The sequence below is a fragment of the Streptomyces sp. So13.3 genome (assembly GCF_005860785.2).
Classification (GTDB): Bacteria; Actinomycetota; Actinomycetes; order Streptomycetales; family Streptomycetaceae; genus Actinacidiphila; species Actinacidiphila fildesensis.
Map to the genome: position 1 here is coordinate 222,832 of NZ_CP048835.1, position 17,643 is coordinate 240,474.

The 17,643-nt window shown below is 70.4% G+C and carries 13 protein-coding genes and 1 pseudogene; 8 read left to right on the forward strand and 6 right to left on the reverse strand.

All coding sequences use genetic code 11. The features are described 5' to 3' along the window. Window positions 1-92 precede the first annotated feature (92 nt). On the forward strand, window positions 93-1,697 hold the full coding sequence (locus tag C8250_RS01065; RefSeq protein WP_138351655.1) for a hypothetical protein: 1,605 nt from the start codon (window positions 93-95) through the stop codon (window positions 1,695-1,697). A gap of 326 nt (window positions 1,698-2,023) precedes the next feature. On the opposite strand, the gene C8250_RS01070 is transcribed toward C8250_RS01065, so the two are convergent. Next, entirely contained in the window at window positions 2,024-2,905 is an 882-nt protein-coding gene (locus C8250_RS01070) for a hypothetical protein (protein ID WP_138351656.1), read from the reverse strand. 116 nt (window positions 2,906-3,021) lie between these two features. On the opposite strand from C8250_RS01070, the gene C8250_RS01075 reads away from it, so the two are divergent. Next, window positions 3,022-4,530: a serine/threonine-protein kinase gene (locus tag C8250_RS01075; RefSeq protein WP_244808931.1), complete on the forward strand. Its 1,509-nt coding sequence runs from the start codon at window positions 3,022-3,024 to the stop codon at window positions 4,528-4,530. Between the two features lie 228 nt (window positions 4,531-4,758). Here the strand turns inward: C8250_RS01075 and C8250_RS01080 are convergent, their stop codons facing one another. The 3 genes from C8250_RS01080 to C8250_RS01090 form a co-directional block, all read right to left on the reverse strand. Next, complete coding sequence (locus tag C8250_RS01080; protein WP_138351657.1) at window positions 4,759-4,986, reverse strand: hypothetical protein; 228 nt, start codon at window positions 4,984-4,986, stop codon at window positions 4,759-4,761. A gap of 408 nt (window positions 4,987-5,394) precedes the next feature. Beyond that, entirely contained in the window at window positions 5,395-6,042 is a 648-nt protein-coding gene (locus tag C8250_RS01085) for a hypothetical protein (protein WP_138351658.1), read from the reverse strand. A gap of 458 nt (window positions 6,043-6,500) precedes the next feature. Continuing rightward, on the reverse strand, window positions 6,501-7,028 hold the full coding sequence (locus C8250_RS01090) for a helix-turn-helix domain-containing protein (RefSeq protein ID WP_138351659.1): 528 nt from the start codon (window positions 7,026-7,028) through the stop codon (window positions 6,501-6,503). A 101-nt stretch (window positions 7,029-7,129) separates the two neighbouring features. On the opposite strand from C8250_RS01090, the gene C8250_RS01095 reads away from it, so the two are divergent. Continuing rightward, window positions 7,130-8,536, forward strand: coding sequence for an MFS transporter (locus tag C8250_RS01095; RefSeq protein WP_244808932.1), 1,407 nt, complete (start codon window positions 7,130-7,132; stop codon window positions 8,534-8,536). A gap of 321 nt (window positions 8,537-8,857) precedes the next feature. Here the strand turns inward: C8250_RS01095 and C8250_RS01100 are convergent, their stop codons facing one another. Next, complete coding sequence (locus tag C8250_RS01100; protein ID WP_138351661.1) at window positions 8,858-9,550, reverse strand: hypothetical protein; 693 nt, start codon at window positions 9,548-9,550, stop codon at window positions 8,858-8,860. Between the two features lie 363 nt (window positions 9,551-9,913). On the opposite strand from C8250_RS01100, the gene C8250_RS01105 reads away from it, so the two are divergent. Then, window positions 9,914-10,438, forward strand: a complete 525-nt coding sequence (locus C8250_RS01105) for a transposase (RefSeq protein WP_138351662.1) — start codon at window positions 9,914-9,916, stop codon at window positions 10,436-10,438. A gap of 755 nt (window positions 10,439-11,193) precedes the next feature. Here C8250_RS01105 and C8250_RS01110 read toward each other — a convergent pair. After that, window positions 11,194-14,151 carry a transcriptional regulator gene (locus C8250_RS01110; protein ID WP_138351663.1) on the reverse strand — a complete coding sequence of 986 codons (2,958 nt, stop codon included), beginning with the start codon at window positions 14,149-14,151 and terminating at the stop codon, window positions 11,194-11,196. Between the two features lie 112 nt (window positions 14,152-14,263). Here C8250_RS01110 and C8250_RS01115 point away from each other — a divergent pair, with 112 nt between their 5' ends. The 4 genes and pseudogenes from C8250_RS01115 to C8250_RS01130 all read left to right on the forward strand — a co-directional run bounded on the left by C8250_RS01115 (window position 14,264) and on the right by C8250_RS01130 (window position 17,542). Further along, window positions 14,264-14,461: a hypothetical protein gene (locus tag C8250_RS01115; RefSeq protein WP_138351664.1), complete on the forward strand. Its 198-nt coding sequence runs from the start codon at window positions 14,264-14,266 to the stop codon at window positions 14,459-14,461. A gap of 766 nt (window positions 14,462-15,227) precedes the next feature. Beyond that, complete coding sequence (locus C8250_RS01120; protein ID WP_138351665.1) at window positions 15,228-16,190, forward strand: hypothetical protein; 963 nt, start codon at window positions 15,228-15,230, stop codon at window positions 16,188-16,190. Between the two features lie 63 nt (window positions 16,191-16,253). Beyond that, window positions 16,254-16,591: pseudogene (locus tag C8250_RS01125) on the forward strand (transposase family protein); the annotation flags it as partial. Window positions 16,592-16,897: 306 nt separating this feature from the next. Next, window positions 16,898-17,542, forward strand: a complete 645-nt coding sequence (locus C8250_RS01130; protein ID WP_138351666.1) for a dihydrofolate reductase family protein — start codon at window positions 16,898-16,900, stop codon at window positions 17,540-17,542. Window positions 17,543-17,643 lie beyond the last annotated feature (101 nt).

Here is a 17,643-nt window from a genome sequence, read left to right on the forward strand (position 1 = left end):
GGAAACCGCCTCGCCGCGGTCGAGGAAGCGGTCCAATGTGGAGTAAGCCGGACAGTTCCGGTGGGGGTGGCGGGCGAGCCAGGGGGACAGACGTGGCACAAACGGCTGCGGCAGGGCCTCCGGTCCTCCGGCTGGTCCCCTGGCAAGTGCGGGCCGGATGGCTACTGCGGGCGCATCGGCTGAGTCATGCCGACCCGGCACTGCGGCGGCTGACCGGCTTCGCCTCCGTCTACCGCGAGGACTGGCAGTACGCAGGAGGCAGCCCAAGCTGCCTGTCACGCTGGGAGAACGGCCTCGTTCCGGTGACCGCCTCGTCCGTCCGCCGTTACGAAGAGGTGCTCGGCCTCCTCCCGTACCGCTTGCTTCTGCCGATCCAGACCATCGCCCGCCACGAGGGGGGTCCCGCCGCGGCAGCGTTCCTCCGCTCTGGCGACGGCTCACCGCCCGCGGGCCGGGACCGGCGCGTCGACTTGCTCCTCGACCGCGTCCTCGATGGTGGAGTGCTCAGCGCGGCCGACTGGGACGAGCTGACCCGGTGGGCCGCCTACGGTGGCGGGCAGGTCTCCCCGAGCCGCATCCGCGAGGCCGTGGTGCAACGGCTGCTGGAGGAGACCCTGGTCTCCGGCGGAGCTTCCTGGATGCGCCGCTTCGAGGCACTGGGCCGGCTGATGGCCGACCCGCAGTGGGGGCCGGAGGCGATCGCCGTGTGCTCCGGTGTTGCGGAGCAAGCCGAGCATGCCGGCTTGATCGAGGCGGTGTGCGCACTGGACGGCAGCCCGCACCCCGATGCCGGACGAGCCGTGCTGCGCCAGCTCACCGATCCCACCACCACCGACAGCTTGTACGGCGCTCTGCTGGCCTCAGCGCGAAAGACCCGCAAACATCACTTCACCCCTGAGCAGACCCGGACGCTCGTGGACGTGGTGGAGGGTGTGCTGACCAGTGGTCCGCGAGCGGCGCACCCGGGGTCCGTCGTGGAGGCTGCTGCAGTGCTCCTGCACCAGTTACCGTTGTCCGCCGCCCACGCCGCGCGGCTCACCGGCGCCGCGGCCGATCGCCACCCCGTCGTCCAGGCCATCGTCGTGCACGGATCGCTGACCGATACGGCCGTGGCATCGATCGTCGTGTCGCGCATCATCGCCCGGCTGGGCGACCATGCGACCGCTGTGCTGGGCGGCATCGTGGACGACCTGCTGCACCACCCCGTGGCGGACGTGCGGCTCTACGCGGCGATGCTGCTGCACGCCAGCCCCTATGGACCAAGGGTCGCCGCCGCCCTGGCCGCAGACCTGCGGCAGACCGCGACCCTGCGCGACGAGGTACGCGCCGTTCCGATGCTCGACGCTCTGCGCGTCCTCGGCGGGCACGGCCAGCGGGACGTGGTCGCCGATCTCACCCTCGCGCGGGGTCTGCCCAAAGAAGTCGTCCTGGCGGCAGTGCACGCGTTGGGGCACATCGGGGGCCGCAGCCCGGAGAGCTACTGGCGCGCCGTCTTCCACCAGCACACCGGATCCGCCACGGACGCCATCGGGCAGACCCGCGTGCTCAAGAGGCTCGTGTACGGCTTCGCCATGGCCGGCGAACTGGACCTGCTCACACGGCTCGTGGAGGAGCAGGCCCAGGCCGCACCCACGCAGCATCTCTCCGGCTGGTGGAGCGGCCTCGCCCGTCACGTACGCGAGAGTGCCCAGCAGTAGGACGTTCCTCGCTGATCGGCTCGCCTGCCAACTGCGAACGGCGGGGACGTCGGCCCCCGTGGCCGGCACGCCCCACCCGCCACTCCTCCGCGCGCGGCAATCGACCAGCACGATCACCTACGTCCCCGCCCCACGATCCGCGACAGGCGCTTGCCGAAGGCCGTCGCCGCAGAGCGGCGTCGCCGCCTCGCTCATCGCCCGGCCCAGGATCCGCAAGCCCGTCTGCGCGGTTGGTCCGGCTTCCGGAGCCTCCCGTGCCGGAGCGGCGCAGGCGACCCCTTTGCCTACGCCGCTCCGCTACACCTACCGGTGGGGCTCCGCCACACCTACCGGTGGATTCGAGTCGCCGGTGAGCCGGTCAGCCAATGGCCGTTCGTGTAGAACTGGCCATAGACGAGCGAACCGTCGGGGAAGTTGTGACCGATGGTCATGGACACCCATGCCGCCCCTGGCACGCAGCGGTTCTGCATCGGCGACTCCCAGTATCCCCCCGTGCCCCAGAAGCGGACCTTGTAGTTGCAGATGGTCGTCTTGCCGCCGACATTGGTGACTTCGACCCACGCGACGTTGAGGCCACTGCCGTAGACGTCGAGGCAGGTGGTGGAGGCGTTCTCCGACCAGGCACAGTTGTTGGTCGACGTGGCACTGGCACTCGGGGACAGGACGGTCATGAACCCGAGAGCCAGTAAGAAGGCCACCACGGTCGAGGCGAGGGTTCGACCCACGGTGCGGGTTGACCGAAGTGCGGGCGAGGTCCGGCATCGTTCACTGAAATCAGCGGGCACAAGCCCTCCTCTGCCGTGAGCGAAGAGCGTGCCGATACGTGGGTGCTTCTTCATGTTCCCTCCGGGGTGGTCGAGTCGATCGGTGTGCCGATCCTTTCTGCCCGAGCACGCCCATGGCGGCGCTGTTGCAGAGCGAAGGCGCGCGTGCAACGGCGCTTGCGCTCGATCACCGGATGCGCTAACCATCGCCGGCGCGGGCGGGAGCAGCACGAGCCGCAACCCCGGCGACAGCTTGATCGGGGAGCAGCAACCAGTTGGGCAGCGGTAGATGCCCATGGGGGCGCGGAAGAACACTTCGCGCTGCGGTCTGTGCGCGGGGCTCCGCATGCTGATGGCCGCGCTGGTGGCGTTGTCGGACCGGTGGGCGTCGGTGCCGACGAGAGTGGGGCCCAGGGCGATGCGGTGGCTGCGAATGGTGCGCATGACAACCCGGTCCGCCCGTGCTGCAAGGTTGTGTCGGAATGGACCCTTTGAGGATAGAAAGCCGCCCCGGTGCGCGGCTCACCGCTACTCTCCGAAGGGGTGGAGGGGGTGGGCTTTTGAGCGATGCAGGTGATGTCATCGATGGGCGCTTCGAGCTGCTGGAGCGGCTCGGCGCCGGCGGAATGGGAACGGTATGGCGCGCCAGGGACATGATCTTGCATCGCCAGGTCGCACTCAAGGAGGTCCTGACGGCAGACCTCCCGGCCACCGACCCTGTTCTGCGCGAGCGGGTCCTGCGCGAGGCGCGCGCGCTGGCACGGCTCAGCCATCCACATGTGGTGACGATTCATCAAGTCGTAGAGGAGGGGCCCTATCCGTGGCTGGTGATGGAGCTGGTGCCAGGACCCTCATTGCAGGAGGTCATCGCCACCGCTCCGCTCCTGCCGCACATCGCGGCCGGGATCGGCCGGAACCTCTTAGCAGCCCTGCGAGCCGCGCACGCGGTGGGCATCCACCACCGGGACGTGAAGCCGGCGAATGTCCTGCTGCGCACGGACGGCCAGGCCGTCCTCACCGATTTCGGTATCGCTGCTGTCCAGGACGCCACGGCCTTGACCCTTACCGGCCACCTCATAGGCACTCCCGAATACATGGCCCCCGAACGGATCCGCGGCGAGGAGGGTAATCCCGCCTCTGACCTGTGGTCGCTGGGCATGCTGCTCTACGTTGCGGTGGAGGGCGTAAGCCCCATGCGACGTCCCAACACTCTGGCCACCCTCGCCGCCGTTCTCGACGAACCGGTGCCACGGCCCCTAAGGGCCGGGCCACTGGGGCCCGTACTGGCCGAACTCCTTTCGAAGGACGCCGGTATGAGGCCTGACGCATCTCGGTTGGATGCGATGCTTGCGGACGCCGTAGCGGCCACGCCGAGCTCGGTGCTGACGCACTCACCGACACAACTCGACTCCCCTCGACCCGTACCCGCAAGCAGGCGGAAGCGGCCCGAAGTCCTGGCCGTCGGAGCCGTCATCGTCATCGCAGCGCTCGTGAGCGTTCTGGTGTTCGCACTGCGGAACGGCGGACCCGAGCGCACTGAAGGTCAGGCGCCGCCTGCCTCCTTGACCACCAGCGCAAGCGCCGCCCCGAACAAGAGCGAAACGCATGCCACGACCACCACGCCGACCCTGCCGACACTGCCGACACTGCCGACAAGCGTCGCAGCGCCGGAGCGCACGACCGACCCGCTACCAACCACTGCGACCGCCGACAACCGTCCGGCCGGCGAGGACTCTGCAGACACCTGGATAGCCCAACTGTGGTCGGAGCCGATAGTTTCGGAGCCGGTTGCCCGTGACCGGCAGCTGACGATCGTGCGCCGCCAGGTCCCGGAGGCCATCGTCTTGCGCAGTGACGACTTCGCCTCGCTCCGGGCGGGCTACTGGGTCGTCTACGCTCCTGGCCCCTACGCGGACGGGAGCGCGGCCGTGGCGTTCTGTGCGGAGCGCGGCCGCACAACGCCGAACCAGTGCGTGGGCCGATACCTCAGCCATCGTGCGGCCGACATCGTCTACATCTGCCGACCCGCCGGAGGCGGCACCACAGCGGGCGCCTGCCGCCGCCCCTGATGCCGCGCGCGCTCGTGCTCACCGCAAGGCGTCGGCTTGGCCAGCGTGGGAAATGGGGTGGAGCGAGCGGCCTCAGCGATCTGTTGGGCCAACTGTCCGGCGAAGTCCCGGCCGGCGCAGCACTCACCCGGAAGGCGGGGTAGGGCCGCGCACGACCGAGTGCAGCAGCACCGCCGGGACACGCGTCCGGTTAGGTCCCTGTCCCAGCGATCCTCGCAGTGCGGTTGATCATCCTCCGGACACCTCAATCCGGGAAGTCTGCCAGAGCCCGCCGCCCAGCCACCCGTCGCTGGACGGCGGCGATATCGCCCGCAGCCGGCCATCCAGGGCGTGGGCCTCCGCGCGGGCGGGCGCGTACGGCTGCTGGACCTCGGCCATGAGCTCGCGCATGAAGCCGACCGCCTCCGTGACGGCGGCCAGGCCCTCGGCGAGGTCGATCGCGGCCTCGGCCCGCACCCGGTCGGGGACGTCAGTGCCAGGGCAAGGTCGCCCCGTCGTGCCACGGGGTTGATCGCGGCCTGCTCCCGCATCATCGCCAGGGCCCGGGTGGTGACTTCGGCCGCCCCCGGAGTCCCAGGTCGGCCGGCGCCACCGCGAGCACGGGCAGGGCGTCGGCGAACAGCGCACCTGGTCCAGCTCGTCGAGGATTGCGACCGACTCCTCTGCGGCGCCCGGCGATTCCTACCTCGCTGATCGAAGCCCGCCCGCCAGGCTGCACACCCGGCAGTTCGTCGCCGCGACGAGGCTGAAGAGGTCCCAGGTCACCTGCGGGATCCGGACTCTGCGCGACGTCTCCGCGGCCGAACATCTGACCCCGACCGCGAGACGGTCTTCATCGGGACAACCCGCGCCGCGAGCCGACTTTCACGGGGTGCGGTGTGGACGGGCCAGATGCCCGTAACCCCCTGCTGCCCAGACCACCGCTCTGAAGTCCGCGAAGGTGAGCGGCCCGGCCGGGTCCCCCGGTCGTGGGGGGAAGTACACCGTTCCGCAGCGCCCGCAGTACCAAGCCCGCGACCACAGTCGCTCAGCGGCCGGACGGCCCGCCTCCACCAGGCGCCCGAAGTCGATCGCGCGGAGCACGGCCGGGACGATCAGGCTCGCCGCGGCCACCAGCGCGAGCAGCGAGATGACGCCGAGGTAGGCGTAGGTGGGGTGGGCCTCGGCCGGGAGCCGGGCACCCGCCGGCGGCACCGGGTAGCCGCCGAACCAGTGCCCGCTGGTCGCGCCCCCGATGAACGTCCCGATCGCCACCACCAGCAGGGGAACGCCAAGGCAGCCCGTCCAGACACCAGCAGGTGCCGTGGGCGCCGGTGCCAGGGCGTCCGACAGGGCCGTGGTCACCAGGCGCGTCTCGGTGTGCTCCATCCGGTCGTCCGTCCTGGAGACGACCATGTTCACCTGGTTCCGCCCTGCCACGTACACCGCCGGGACCCCGGAGATCCGGTCAGTGAGGCCGCAGCTCGGGCAGGGGTGGAGCCGCGGTGCCGCAACGATTCCCTCGTAGGCCATGGCGTCCCCCGAATTCCTGCTGTCGCTCGACCTATGACACAGCATCACCTACTCCTGACGCCATGGGAGCGGCGCGGCGGAATGCGATCGCCACCGAGTGGCTCGCGCGGATCGGCGACCACGAGCACCCTCGGCCGGCCGTCATCCCCGACCCGAAATCGCCGAGCAGCCCGACATGATCGCCCGCCAAGTCCCAGCCGGTGAGGGCCCTTGCGCAGACCGAGCACAGCGCGTGGGTCAGCCGCCGTCGCATGAGGCGGTCAAGGTGTCGGTCGTACCGTAAGCGGACCTCGGCAACGGCCAGAGCGCCACCACAGGCAGCAACCACGCGTGCTACCGCGGGAGCCGCGATCGCGCGGACCAGGACGTGTCAGTGACCTGAGAGCGCTCCCCTTCAAAGGGGCTGCGCTGCCTATCCGGCCAATCGAGGCGACTCTCACGCCTGATCGCGGCCGAGTTCAGGAGCCTTCGATCGGCCCGGCCCGATCCCATCCAGGCGCCCGCACGTCGATCGTGAGGCGTCCCGACCCGGCCTCCCCACCGCAGGTCCGGCACGTCGACGTGAGATCGAGGTCGTGCTCGGCGTCGTGCTCGGAGCCGGGGCCGCTGCGATGCCGGAAGACGACCGGTGGAGTGTCCACCGCCCAGCGATCGCCCCAGGCCAGCAGCGTGTGCATCACCGGTGCGAGATCGCGGCCGGCTTCCGTGAGGTGGTATTCGAAGCGCAAGGGGCGCTCGCTGTAGGCGCGGCGCTCGACCACGCCCGCCTCTGCCAGTGCGCGCAGTCTGGCGGCGAGGCGGTCGCGGGGGGCGCCGGTGTTGCGGACGATCTGGTCGAAGCGCCGGTTGCCGTAGAAGATCTCGCGGATCGCCAGGAGGGCCCAGCGTTCGCCGACGAGTTGTAGCGCGGCGGCCGCGGAGCACGGCCGGCCGGGCACCTCGGGGTGCGGAACCGAACTCTCGCCCTGCTTTGTGTCGGCGGTCATGTCCCCATCCTCTCCTGCGTCCGTTGCGTTTTCAAACCCACACGACTAGCCTCCGATCCATGATAGTTGGACTTTCAAACCCACCAAGGGCGTCCCGAGCCGTGTTCGCGACGGTCGCGGCCGCGGTCTTCATGTCGAACCTCGACCTCTTCATCGTCAACGTGGCCCTCCCGGCGATCGGCCGCTCGTTCGACGGCAACGGCCTCGGCTCCCTCTCCTGGGTCCTCAACGGCTACGCGATCGTCTTCGCGGCGCTCCTCGTGGTCGCCGGCCGCGTCGCCGACCGCTCCGGCCACAAGCCGGTCTTCCTGACCGGGTTGGCGGTGTTCACCCTCGCCTCGGTCGGCTGCGCACTCGCTCCCAACGTCGGGACGCTGGTCGCGACACGGCTCGTGCAGGCCGCCGGCGCTGCGCTGCTGATGCCGACGTCCCTCGCGCTGCTGCTCGACACGACGGCGCCCGAGAAGCGCGCCGGGGCGGTGCGGGCCTGGGCGTCGATCGGCGGGATCGCCGCCGGACTCGGACCGGTGGCCGGAGGGCTGCTGGTCGAGGCCGGCTGGCGCTGGGTGTTCATCGTCAACGTGCCAGTGGGGATCGCGGCGTTCGCGCTCGGCGTCAAGGTGCTGCCGTCGCCCGCACGCGCCGGGGCGAAGAAGAGTCCGCTGCCGGACCTGTTCGGCGCCGCCCTTCTCACAGGATCGATCGCAACGCTCTCGCTCGGCCTGGTCAAGGCGCCCGACTGGGGTTGGACGAGCGCCGGCACCCTCGGCAGCCTGGCTGCCGCGGTGCTGCTCGGCGTCTGCTTCGTCCTGCGCTCGGCCCGCCATCCCGTGCCGATCGTCGAGCTGCCGCTGCTCCGGGTTCCGGCGTTCGCATCCGCCGCGGCCGCCCTGACACTGTTCAGCGTCGCGTTCGCCGGAATGCTGCTCGGCGCGGTGCTGTGGTGCCAGGGTGTGTGGGGCTACTCGGCTCTGGCAACCGGCTTCGCCATCGCTCCGGGTCCCTTGCTGGTCCCACCGGTCGCGTTGCGGATCGGGCCCGCCGTCGCCAGATTCGGTGCGGGCCGCATCGCGCTGGCGGGAAGTGTCCTGTTCGCGGCCGGCATCCTGTGGTGGGCCGCGACGCTCGACACCGGCTCGGCCTACGCGGCCTCGCTCCTGCCCGGCATGATGCTGACCGGCCTCGGCGTCGGCATGACCATCCCGGTCCTGACCGGAGCGTCGGCGGCCGCCCTGCCGCCGGCCCGCTTCGCCACCGGCTCGGCCATCACCTCGATGGGCCGCCAGATCGGCGCGGTCCTCGGCGTCGCGATCCTGATCGGCATCCTCGGCACCCCGGCCCCCGGACACGCTGTCGCCGCGTTCCAGCACGGCTGGTACGCGATCGCCGCGGCGTCCCTGCTCGCCGCGTGCGCGACGCTCCCGCTCGTCCGCAAGCCGCGACCGGCCGCCGCCCAGGCGGCCGATGTCGCAGAGGCCGCGGAAGCCACGAAGGCCGGCGCCGCCTGAGGACCAAGTCCCGTCCGTCGATGGACGGACGGGACTCGCACTCGCCCGAAGGCCGCCAATGGGGTCCCGAAAGGGGCCGCCGCTGGTAGGCGGTGTGGCGGCAGGGGCGTAGCAGGTGGAGTCGCGCGAGGTGGCCCGGCACCGCCCCGGATTGACCCGGTTGGCTCCCGACCCTGCTCGACTTGGTCCATGGCGTGGAAACCCGATCCGGTATGGCGGCCGGATGTCGAGGTGGCGTTCAACCGAACTGGGCAGGACGGGCGCGCTGGCGCGGTTGTGCAGAACCGGACCACAGAGCTTTACGCGGCCGGGCCCGGGCCATCAGATCTGGGTCGGTGCGCTTCCGCTGGGTGGGTCAGCGACATGGGTGGTCCGGGCCCGCCGCAGCGCTCCCCTCAGCCTGACCAGCGCGGCGGCGGTTCCGGCGCCAACGGGAACGACCGGCCAGTACGCGATGCCGTTCCCGAAGGCCGCGCACACGATGAGCACGAAGATCGCCACCACTCCGACGAGGAACCCGGACCCGCACGGCCCCAGCCGCTGCTGCCGCTCCAACCGCACCCGGCCGCCGAGGCCGGCCAGGTACGCGGCCGCGGCCGTGGAGAGGGCGATCAGATACCCCATGATCAACGGATACAGCACGACCAGCGCGATGTCCCATCCCCCTGGATGCCAGCCGGGCCACACGTCACATCCGTCGATCTCCACGACCCGCCCGTGCCACAGGCCCGCCTCGACCCGCTGTCCCTTGTGGAGGTCGTTCACGGAATCGTCCGGGACGCCGTCCACCGCCTTCGTCTCGTCACCGACCCGCAGCTCGATCGTGTACTTGGTGGTGAAGGTCCAGTCGCGGCTGCCCCCGTCCTGCCCTCCGCCGTCTCTCCCCCTCGTCGTATGGGACGTCAACTTCGTGATGGTGGCCTCGGCCGTGTGCAGCGTTCCGTTCGACCGTGCGTGCGCGACGCCCGTCTCCTCGTAGGTGCGCATGGCGAGCAGCAGGATCAGGGCAGCCATGACCAAACGGAACACCCAGCGCAGCACATGGCCTCGCACTGTCCTGGGCCGCCTCGTGCCCGGTCTCGTTTGCGACGTCGTGTCCCCGGTCTGCTCCTGCGTCATCGGCCCCCCTCGCCTTCCGGTCGGGGACGGACGAAAGCCGCCCCACCGGATCACACGCCGCACCGCCGGCCATGGTTGCGGTCGACCACCCGGTCGTGACCGCGTCACGGATGGTGGATGTCCCAGCCCCGTCGACCCGGTGGGTGAGGGGTTCGGGGTCGACCGGTCTGCGTCGCACTGAGCGGAATCCCGCGACGGGAGCAGCCGATACGCGCCGATCCGAACCGCACGTCCGGCTCCCGGCGGTGACCAAGTCCCGTGACCTCCGGATGCACCAGCGTCACCCGACTGCACAGCGAGTTGGTTGCCGAGCACGCTCCTGTCACGTACGGCATGGTCCGCGCCCACATTGCCACCTTGCGCGGGACTACGTCCGGGGTACCGACCCGACCGCCGACGGTGCGGCAGGTGACCGGCTGGCTCACCCGGCACCCCATGACCCTGACCGAGGAAGACCGCGCCGGCCTGAAAGATGTTCTGACCCGCTGCCCCGAACTGGACAAGGCCGCCGGACACGTCCGCGACTTCGGCGAGATACCCACCGACCGCCGCGGCTCCACACTGCCCACCTGGATCGACGCAGTCGATGCCAGCCGGCTGCCCGGCCTCACCGGATTCGCACTCCACCTGCTCCGAGACCCCGACGCCGTGACAGCCAGGCTCACCCTGGACTGGAGTTCCGGCAGCATCGAGGGCGCCGTGGACCGCATTAGGAAGATCAAGAGGCAGCTCGACGGGCGAGCTGGTTCCCACCTGCTCCGGAAGATGATCCTGCTGCAGTAGCGCGGCAATATCCTCTTGCTGATGCGGGTTGGGCGGGCTAGAACCTCGTGTGATCACTTTTGTGTGTGCCGCCTGCGCCCGCCCTCTGACCAGAGCTGTGCAGCTGTCCGAGACCCTGGTCAGGCCAGCGTTCGACGGTCGAATCGGACCCGACGGGTATCGTCGGGCCCCGGCCACGATGCACATGGGGCACTACGCCCTGGAGCCAGAGCCATGGGGAGCCCCGTTCCTGCCGACCGACGAACCCGTCGCGGTGTTTCCTGGAGGGCCAAGTGTCGGCGATCCTGACGGAGACGGGTACCTGATATCCGCAGGCCCCCGAAACACGATCGTTCTCCATCCCGACGACGCACCAGATCTGCTGCCCGACCTTGAGGGGGATCACGCAGGCTGCTGCGGCTGGACTGGCCAGGGCGGCATGAACCAGCTGTGCCCATGTGGTGCTGCGGTGGGAACAGAGATCAGCGAATGCAGCACCCCGTACGAGCTCCACCTCGACCCAGCACAGGTCCATGCGTGGGATGCCAGCATCGTCGGACCACAGTCAAAGTTGGGTGAGGCAGAACATTAGGCATGGATCCGAGGCTCAACCTCCCACATCATCGAACACCACGATGACTCTCCGCGATCGCTCCCCAAGATCTGTGCCAGAACCCAAAACTGACCTCCAAAGCCACCAGGTGGAGGAAGGCCCGAATACTGGATGTACTCGGGCTTCCGGCAACGCGGCGAGGTGCGGTGCCAGGCGTAGCGGGTCAGGCAATCTCCGAGAGAGACGGCCGACCGCGACGGCGCTTCCGCTTCGCCCGCAGTCCGTCCAGCAGCTTCCGCGCTGCCGTGTCGCCTCCGTCGGCGGCCTGTTGGGCGAGGCGGTCCGCCTCCTCGTGGTTGCCGGCTTCCTCGCGCATCCTGACGAGCCGGCCCAGCGCGTACGGATCACCTTCGGCGGCTGCCTCCTCGAACAGTTCCTCGGCTCCGTCACCGCCACACCTACCGGAGGCCCTCTCGCGCATGTCCGCGAGCTCGACCAGGGCTTGGGTACTGCCGGCCTCTGCCGCCTGTCGCGCAGCCCGTTCGGCGCCGTCGCGGTCCCCGGTCTCCTCGCGCAGGAGGGCGATCTCCTGCAGTGCCCTCGTCCGGACGCTCTCAACCCGGGCCGCGCGCAGAACGAGCTCCTCGGCCCGGTCCCGGTCCCCCGCCTTCTTCCGCTTCTCGGCCAGTCGGAACAGCGAGTAGGTCATGCCCGCGTCGGCCGCCCGCTGCGCGTAGTGCTCGGCGCCAACGTGATCGCCCAGGTCCTCGCGTAGCAAGGCCATCCCGTCCAGGGCCGCGACGCTGCCCGCGTCGGCCGCTTCGCGGAAGAGGTTCTCAGCTGCGACGACGTCGCCGGCCGCTTTGCGCACTGCCGCGAGCCGCCGCAGCGCGTCGGTGTCACCGGCGTCCGCGGCCTGCCGCACGAGCCGTTCCGCTTCGGCCCTGTCCCCCGCCTTCTCCCGCAGTGCGATGAGCGAGTAGAGGGAATAGGTGCAACCGGCGTCGGCCGCCTCACAGAACAGGGCCTCGGCCGTCGTGAGATCGCCGGCGAACTCGCGGTCCATGGCCAGCCGGCGCAGCACGCCCGGCTGGTCGCTGTCGGCGGCCAGCCGGGCGAGGACCAGTGCCTCCGCGAGGTCTCCGGCCCGCTCCCGGCTGACGGCGAGCTTTTCGAGGGCGTAGTCGTGACCCGCAGCGGCGGCCTGACGCAGCAGGTCCTCGCACCCGGCGGGGCCTCCCCTTTCCGCGCGCAGCATCGCGAGTTCGTACAGGACGAAGCCGCGGTTCGCATCGATGCCCTGCCGTGCGAAGCGTTCGGCCTCCTCGCATCGCCCGGCCCGTTCGCGTTCCCGGGCCAGCCGCAGAAGGCCGTCGCGGTCACCCGCCTCCGCAGCCCGCAGGTACAGAGTTTCGGCGGCCGCCCGGTCCCCCGACTGCTCGAACTGCTCGGCCAGACGGCTCAGGGATTCCGTGCTGCCCGCTTCGACGGCCCTGGCCAGCAGCCGGCGGGCCCAGAGCGCACGGTCGCGGTGGCCGGCGGCCCGGGCCAGGAGGCGCAGTTCGTCGGGGTCGCCGAGGTGCTCGTGCGCGGCCGCCCAGAACGACGTCGGGGGGCACAGCCGTCGGCGCGCGCCGGCTCCATGCTGCTCGAGATAATCCGCCAGTCGGCAGGCCGGTGCCGGCGGACCGTTCACCGCCGGTGAACCGCCAGGTCCGCCCGTTCCGTCCGGGCCCTCGCGGACCGTACGGGGGCGGGCCCGGCGTAGGGGGGCGAGGTTGCCGTGGACGGGCTCGCCCGTATCGGCGAGGGCTTGTTCGAACCAGTGGTCTTCGAGGGCGTCCCGCTCGTCGTCGGTGAGGTAGTCCTCGGCCGCCTCGACGAGGAACGCCAAGGGAACGTGCAGGCCGACGCCCAGGCGCCGCGCGTCCATGGCCGCTTGCAGCAGTGCGCGCGCCGGAGGCGAGGCGCTGCGATAGCGGCGCAGCAGCTCGGGCGCACCCGCCAGGAACTGGGCCAGCCGCCCGTCGCCCGCGTGTTGCAGGGCATGGGCGAGTTGTTCGTCGCCGGCGGCGGCCAGGGCCTCGGCAGCCTTGATCGACTTCCGGTCGAAGGCATCGGGCAGGACGATCTGCCGGTCGGCGAGCAGCTGTCGCGCCTGCGGGTGCGGGTCCGGCCCGACGCTTCCGGGAAGGACGCAATAGGCCCGGGAGTACGAGGACCACAAGGTGCCCAGGACCAGGACGGGGGCGCGGGCCGGGTCGGTGAGCAGCAGGTGCAGGGCTGCGGCGAGCCGTTCGCCCGTTCCGCTGCCGGCTCCGAGGTAGTGCTGGGCCTCGTTCAGCCACACCACCGTATGCGGCACAACTCGTTCCGTCTGTGCCAGTGCCGCCTCAGGATGCGACGGGTAGCGGGGGTCCCACACCAACCAGCCCTGTTCCGCGAGGGGTTGTACAGCTTCCCAGCACGCGCGGGTCTTGCCCGTCGACGAGGAACCGACCAGCACGGCCATCCGGCTGCGGCCGGCTGCCGCGGCGGCGACGAGATCGGCCAGCGCCGCGTCGTGCGGCCGGCGTACGTAGCCGGGCAGCCGGGGTTCCGTCCGCGGCTGGCGGTCGGTCCGGCGTGGCGAGTGGTAGTCGCTCGCGTGTCGTGGGGCGTCCACGGCAGGGTGGACACCGAGGTCGTGCGGACGGCACTGCGCGATGGGCCGTCCGACGACGCCGACCACCGGACGTTCGTCGGCGCGGGCGGCCTCGCGTTCGTCGGCATGGTCAGGCTGGTGACCAGCGCGCACCGGCCTTGGGCCGGCCGCCGGGAGCCCGGCCGCCGAGCGTCCAGCCGCTGGGAGCCCGGCCGCCTGCGTCACGCTCGCGGATGGCACCCCCGCCGCACGCGTGGCGAGGGCATGCAGCTCCATGAGGGGGCGGGGCTGGAGCCCGAGGGTCCGCGCCACCGCGTACACGGTCTCCGCCGAAGGTGGCGGTGCCGAGCAGCTGAAGGCCGCGCTGACGGTGGTTCGTCCCAAGCCCGCAAGCCCGGCGAGCGCCGACTTCGCGAGGCGCTTGGCGATCCGCGCTGCCTCCAGGCGCGCGCGCAACTCGGTCAGCGCGGCGGCCGGTTCCCGGAATTCCTCCGCGCTCACGCCCCCCGACCCGCCCTCGCCATGCCGACTGTTCATCGCTGTTCATCTTCGTCCGGCCGCACACCGCTGAACACGACTTTGCCCATATTGGGCTGCACCGCCAAGTCGGCGGGCGACTTCCACCACCACGCCGAAGGGGACCGCCACCGTGTCCGATCACAGCGCCCTGCTCCTCCTCACATGCGCCCTGACCATCCTGGTCGCCGCACTGACCGGGGCGGCAGCCGGCTACCTGGCCCGCCGGGACCACGCGACCTACCCCGCGGCCCTCACCCGCGGAGCCGCGGCCTTCGGAGCAACCCTCCTCCTGACCGCGACCGTCGCCTCGGCCCTGACCCACCGGTGAACCGATACCCCGCCCGACGCCCGCCCCCCGAGCGCCGGCGGGAGACCATCGGGCCGGACTGCGGCGGCTACGGCCCGCGCAGCCGCGGCTGGGGAGGGCGTCAGGCTCCGGTGTGATCCAGGCGAGGTTCACGCCCAGCCGGACGTTGTCCCCGTCGTCGGCCCGGGGGTCCGATGGATCGGCCGGCGCCGCAGTCCCAGATCCGTTCGACCGGCCCGACGTGGTGGGTGTGGGGCGGCGCCGGACCCGCACCCGTTGTGGCTCCCCGTCAGCATCGTCGAGAACATCCGCGGACCATGCGCCTTCACCGGCGGTACACCAAACACGCGACCCCGCTCAAGGAAGTCCCGGGGAGGCTCCCCGCGGGCCGGACCATGACCTTCCTGACGTTCGTACTCCCGGAGCGCAACCGCCTCCCGATGGACGCCCAGATCAGCCGTGGCGGCCGGGCCGTGTGCTCCAAGGCGTTCGAATCGAGTCCTGTCGAGCACTCAGAGCCGTCCCGTAACTGATGGCTACGGGTGAAGCGGCTGAGCGCCCCTCGAGTTGGCGGGTCGTGCACTCAGTCCCTTCACGTGGCGACGTTGCACTCCTCGTAGGGCTCGCTCACCGCACTGTGCGGGAGGGCTCGTCGTGGTGGTCCTTCGGTACTCAGTTGTCACTCGCCGCCTCCCCCACCCGGGGGAGGCAGATACGTCCGGCGGCGGACGTGGCCGGGCCGGTAAGGCCGGAGGCTGGGATTCCTGCTGATGGAAGGGGAGTTCGGGTGGAACGCTGGGATCGGGTCGGGCGGAACGCGGCGTATGCGGCGGCTCTGGCGCTGTCGCCGTACTTGCTGATCAAAGTCTCGTGGGTGGTCGGCTCCCTAGTGGGGGTGCTGCCGATCGGTAATGGCTTCAGTTTGGCGGAGTGGGTGGTGCTCAACATCGTCACGGTCGGTATGGCGGCGATCGGGATCGCTCTGGCCCTCGCGCTGGTGCGGCCATGGGGGATGCGGATACCGGGGGTGCTCGTCGCGTTCTGTTCCTGGGTGGGGTCGGGATTCCTCGTCTCGGTGCTGCCTTTCGTTCTCTTCAATGCCTTCCTGAGTGTGGGCGGTGACTCGCAGGGTGGCGGTGACGACCCGGCCATGCCGGTCTGGGAGGGCCTACTCGTCCAGTTCAGCTTCGTGGGAATGGGGCTGGGACTGGCTGTCGCCGTCCCGGCGTATCTGCGGCGCCGCTGGCCGGATGCGTTCGCCGGGCGCGTCGGTGACGGTCCGCGTACGCCGCCGCCGTGGGCGGCTGTCGTCGGCGCTGCGGTCGGCCTGGTCTGGCTCTACTGGGCCGCCGGAGGCACCCTGGGAATCACCCACCCGGCCGAGCGGAACACCGACGGCTACGTCTTGGCCGCTGTATGGGGATTCTGGGACCTGGCCGGATCCGCTGCCGTCTGGACGGTCGCCCGGGCGCGTCCTGCCGGGTTGCCGCGCTGGATCCCACTGGTGTTCGGGTGGGTCGGATCGGGCTCACTGTTCGCATGGAGCGCCTGGAAGGTACCCCTCATGCTGTACGTAGCGGTGGCCGATCCTGCCGATATCATGCCGCCGGAGAACCCCACCGTCGCGATGGTGCTGAATCTCTGCGCTGTGGTGGCAGGCGCGGGGATGATGCGGACACTCGTCCGCGCGCGTATCCGCGTCCCCGAGTCCCATGCCCTGCCCGAGGTTGTCATTGGGCTCAAGGGCTGAGTGCCTCAGAGGGGCGACCGGCCGCCTCCTGAAGCGCCCGGTCGAGGGTGGGACGATCTTGCTGTGATTGGTGTGATCACGGTATCGGAGCCGTCTTGGACTGCGCCGTTCGGCGGGTTGAGCCCGTGCCTGTTCGGCAGACTGGTGACCGCGCCGCGGCGGAAGGGTGCTGATGCGGTCCGCAAGGGCCGGCCGTGGAGTCTTCCCCTGGAGGACCGGGCACTGCTGGTTACGGCCTACTGGCGCACGAACCTGACGATACGCCAGCTCGCCCAGCTGTTCGGGGTGTCCAAATCGGCAGCGGACCGCACTATTGACCACCTCGGGCCGATACTCGCGCTCCGGCCCGCAAGCGGTTCGCAAGGGCCACTGTGCTCATCGTGGACGGTACCCTGGTCCCCATCGCGCGACCACACCATCGCAGCATGCGTACCCCGTTCCGGAACAAGGATCAACCGCTCCCCGCCAGCCGGACACAGTCCAAGGAAGCGAGTTGAAGAACACCTGCTCAAGCCTCGATGACCAGGTGGACCTTGGAAGGCTCCACCAGGGACACACCTCACGACGGTGAGCCTGCCCAAACCGCACAAACCTCACAGGTCGGTACGCTGGTGAGCAGAGTTTCTGACCGGTCACGAACGTAGCGATGAGTTTGCTTGGCCCGGGGAGTCCCACCACTGTTATCGCCCCCACCACAGGAGGAACCCATGGCGCAGCTCTTGAGAGTCCAGAACTTCGGCGTCTCGAGTGACGGGATCGGTGCCGGTGAGGACCAGACCCTCGAGAGGCCGTTCGGTCATGTCGATCCCGGGAGGCTGTTCGCATGGGCCGGTGCCACGGCGAGCTGGCCCATGCGCACCGACCCCGGGGGGAGCCGGGGCCTGGACGACTACTTCACGCGGGACTTCCCCCGCAACATCGGCGCCGAGATCATGGGCCGCAACAAGTTCGGGCCCCAGCGCGGGCCCTGGCAGGACCATGAGTGGCAGGGCTGGTGGGGTGACGAGCCGCCGTTCCACACCCCGGTATTCGTTCTGACCCACCACACGCGTCCTTCGCTCACCCTGTCCGACACCACGTTCCACTTCGTCGACGGCGACCCTGCCACGGTCCTCGAACAGGCCCGTGAGGCGGCGCAGGGCAAGGACGTCCGACTCGGCGGCGGGGCCACCACCATCCGGCAGTTCCTCGACGCCGACCTCGTCGACACCCTGCACGTGGCTGTCTCACCGGTGAAGCTCGGGTCCGGAGTACGACTCTGGGACTCCCCCGATGAACTGCTCGACCGGTTCCACCTGGAGGTCGTTCCCAGCCCGAGCGGGGTGACGCACCACCTGTTCTGGCGCAAGTGACCGGTCCACCACGACACCCCCTCACAGCTGTGAAAAGGTCCCAGCACGCAGTCGCCAGGGCGGGGTGTGCGGGGTCCTAGGAGAACCTGTCCCGGTCGAAA

Coding starts and splice junctions, on each gene's coding strand:
- C8250_RS01070 (WP_138351656.1), bottom strand. CDS start 2,905: ATGCGCACCATTCGCAGCCACCGCATCGCCCTGGGCCCCACTCTCGTC.
- C8250_RS01085 (WP_138351658.1), bottom strand. CDS start 6,042: ATGGCCTACGAGGGAATCGTTGCGGCACCGCGGCTCCACCCCTGCCCG.
- C8250_RS01090 (WP_138351659.1), bottom strand. CDS start 7,028: ATGACCGCCGACACAAAGCAGGGCGAGAGTTCGGTTCCGCACCCCGAG.
- C8250_RS01100 (WP_138351661.1), bottom strand. CDS start 9,550: ATGGCTGCCCTGATCCTGCTGCTCGCCATGCGCACCTACGAGGAGACG.
- C8250_RS01110 (WP_138351663.1), bottom strand. CDS start 14,151: ATGAACAGTCGGCATGGCGAGGGCGGGTCGGGGGGCGTGAGCGCGGAG.
- C8250_RS01130 (WP_138351666.1), top strand. CDS start 16,898: ATGGCGCAGCTCTTGAGAGTCCAGAACTTCGGCGTCTCGAGTGACGGG.